Genomic DNA, 3,318 nt, shown 5'->3' with positions numbered 1-3,318 from the left:
GCTTGAGCAAAGCGAAAGCCAGCGCCTTGAGACGCCGGCTTTTATTATCGGCTTATAGCCGATGTGCAAACCACCCGTTTGACGGGTGGTTATGATTTCTGTCTTTACTTAAGAACATATTTTTCAATCGCTTTTCCAACACCATCATGATTATTATCAGCGGTTGTTACGTCAGCGATCTTTAAGGTACCAGGAATTGAGTTTCCCATCGCTACCCCTAACCCAGCAAATTCGATCATTGAATCATCGTTTTGTGCGTTGCCAAGGGCCATTACTTCTTCTTTTTTAATTCCGAGTTCTTCGCTAAGTAATTGAAGGGCATTTCCTTTACTTGCTTGTTTATTCATGAATTCTAGATAAAAGTCTTCGCTGCGAACAACGGAAAAGCGGTCACGCATTTCTGCCGAAAGCTCTGCCCATGCTTTGTCAATTTGTTCTTTAGTATCAACCATCATTGCTTTGGCGATTACGTATTGATCTTGCATTTTAGAAAGTTCTTCAAAGGTACGATAACGAATTGGCATACTTACAAGGTCTGACTCGTAGACTGTATAAGGACTCAAATCCCGGTTAATTGTGTAGATGTAATCTCGCGTTTCGATTTGGGACTTGACGCCTTCTTTAATACAATAAGTTTGCCAGTCTGCATAGTCATTGAAAGGCATCGTGTAATTTACCAGGACGTTCCCACTAGTTGATTGGGCCAGTGCACCGTTGAAGCTAATAACAAATTCGTTATCTGAATCATTTAAGCCCAATTGGTCAAGGTATGCTTTTACGCCTGTCATTGGACGTCCAGTGCATAAGACAATCTTTACTCCCTGCGCGCTGGCTTTTTTTATTGCAGCAACAGTTTGTGGTGTGATTTCACGTTGGTCATTGATTAATGTTCCATCGATATCGATTGCGACTAATTTAATTGCCATTATTTTTGCTCCTTTGGGTTAATAATATGATTATTCTTGATATAGCTTTGAAATTCTTCATAGATTGGTTCGAAAATTTCAATATTGTTTCGCGTTTCAAGCATCTCTTTTGGGAAAAAGAACCGTTGATCTCCGGCTTCTCGTCCCGATACGCTAGCGACTAAGGTACTAACTTGGGATAGTTCCACAAAATCGCCATTAGGTTGGAGAAGCTCGATTTGCGTTTGAGTATTAGAATCTTGTGGATGATAAGTATCATATGGAAGTTTAAAACTATCGTTGACTGCGGTGTAATACTGGCTATTAAACCCAGCAGTTTGGATGAGCTTTCGTAAAGTTGGTAAAAGTTTTTGTGTATTTTGATCATAAATGACTGATTTAAATGGTCGGCGGTTAAGAAAACGACTAGCAAGGTCGCTTAAAATATCATCACGAGAATGGGTCCAATGAATAAAATAGGTGGTTAAGACACCATCGTCAAGCGCCAAATAGTCATCCAAGGTAAACTTACCATTAAAAAACGGCATCAGCATATGAGGGGTGAAGTCGGGCTCAAAGTCATTAGGATGTTGGTAAATATATTTTGCCCGCATTAAGAGGTGGTCTAAGATAACTTCCATTGAACGGGAAACTGGGTGGAAGTAGACTTGCAGATACATCTGAAGGCGACTGATAATGTAATCTTCTACCGCATGCATTCCCGAAATTTCAAAGGCAATTCCTCTCTTAACTGGTCGCATAACATGAAGAACACGATCAAGATCAAACTTTCCGTAGTTTGTTCCTGTGTAATACGCGTCTCGTTGCAAGTAATCCATCCGATCCGCATCAACTTGGCTTGAGATCATTTGCACCACTTGTGGATTTTCATAAGTATGGTCGATCACACTAGCAACTTGATGAGGAAAATCAGGGGATACCCGTTGTAATATTTTATTAATATTAGTGCTGCTGTCGGTGATCAACTGGCGGGTAATTTGCTCATGGTTTGTATGGAAAATATGCTCAAATGTATGGGAATAAGGACCATGCCCTAAATCATGGAGGAGGGCTGCACATAAGGCAACTGGTCGTTCGTGATCATCCCATAGGCCGTCGCCAGGATGCTGACTAGGATAGTTTCGCTGGAAATAGTTGCACATTTGGCGGGTAATTTCATAGACGCCTAAGCAATGGCCAAAGCGGGAATGCTCGGCTCCATGAAAAGTAAATGATGAAGTTCCTAGCTGCTTGATTCGTCGTAATCGTTGAAACTCAGGAGTATTAATTAGGTCCATAATAATTTGATTATCGACAATAATTTGTCCGTGAATTGGATCGCGAAAAACCTTTTCACGGCGAAGTTTTTCGTCATAAAAGTGATTCATATTAATCTTCTTTCTCTAAACGTTCTTGTAAACGTTCCATGCTGATTAGTTCTTTATTGAGGGTTGATATAAAATTAGGCGACCACATTAAGTTATTAAGGCTGTCAGGAACAATGATTTGAACGACTGATTGGATTCGCTGGATCGCATCCTGAACGCTTAATTGCGTGTTGAGGGCTTTAGAGATAGTTGTCATCGCTCCCGGCCAAACATCTGGAAAATGCCACTTATTTTGGCTTTGCTGCAATCCTGTATCATAGAAGTCACGAATTAGTTTGCCCCGATCCTGCTGATTGCCACCGACACTTAAGTAAAGCATTACTGTAACTCCCATTTTGTTTCGGCGTTGGGAAATGCCACCGATTTTTTGGCCGTTAACGCTGATATCAAAACTCCCCGGACAGTATGAATGAGTGATTTCACCAGTAGCGATTTTTAGGCTAGGAAAAGCAGCCTGAATTAGGTCGACCATTCGTTGATATGCTTCATCAATAGTTAATTCATGGTCTTCGAGGTGCCATGGATAGAAAATTGACAGGTTTAAAATACCGTCGTCACTTACAACTGCTAATCCCCCTGAATTACGCATGAAATAATGAAAACCACGGTGCGTAAGCGAAGTAAGGGCAGTTGATAAATGCGGTAATCGTTGATCTTTTAACCCTAAAATAACCGTATCTTCTAAGGTCCAAAAATGAAGAAGAGGATATTTGAGTTTGTTAGCTGAACGTAACAAAGCGTTGGTATAGATGAAAGACGAAAGATTATCCGCTGGAGTTAAAGGTTGAATAAACCGCTGAAAACACTGATTCTTAAAATTAGCCATCGTACTTCTTCTTTTCTATGAAATAATATATCTATATTATACAAGAACTTACGAGAACATGGATATTTCACGGGGTATTTATCCATAAATTTGCGAGAATACCCCCACTTCTAGTGCGCCCAGCATGGGTATTAGCTAGGTGGTGAAAGTCCGCTATGGGCCGTAGTAGTTGGAACCATGAGCTGAGGACAAGGGTGTC

3 protein-coding genes are annotated in these 3,318 nt (G+C 40.7%); all 3 read right to left on the bottom strand.

Annotated elements, in window-relative coordinates:
• Window positions 1-104 precede the first annotated feature (104 nt).
• The 3 genes from yidA to AACL61_RS02245 are packed head-to-tail and all read right to left on the bottom strand — an operon-like array spanning window position 105 to window position 3,119.
• The gene (yidA, locus tag AACL61_RS02255; RefSeq protein WP_102816377.1) at window positions 105-926 is read right to left on the bottom strand and encodes a sugar-phosphatase; all 822 of its coding nucleotides are present in this window, start codon (window positions 924-926) and stop codon (window positions 105-107) included.
• Entirely contained in the window at window positions 926-2,293 is a 1,368-nt protein-coding gene (locus AACL61_RS02250) for an HD domain-containing protein (protein WP_003671292.1), read from the bottom strand. Before AACL61_RS02250 ends, yidA begins: the two co-directional genes overlap by 1 nt.
• 1 nt (window position 2,294) lies before the next feature.
• Window positions 2,295-3,119 (bottom strand): lipoate--protein ligase family protein, encoded by an 825-nt coding sequence (locus AACL61_RS02245; RefSeq protein ID WP_003671291.1) that lies wholly within the window; start codon window positions 3,117-3,119, stop codon window positions 2,295-2,297.
• Window positions 3,120-3,318: the final 199 nt, after the last annotated feature.

The sequence above is a fragment of the Limosilactobacillus reuteri subsp. porcinus genome, from assembly GCF_036621895.1.
Taxonomy (GTDB): domain Bacteria; phylum Bacillota; class Bacilli; order Lactobacillales; family Lactobacillaceae; genus Limosilactobacillus; species Limosilactobacillus reuteri_J.
The sequence above is the reverse complement of the archived record's forward strand: the minus strand, read 5'-3'. Positions and strand labels throughout refer to the sequence as shown.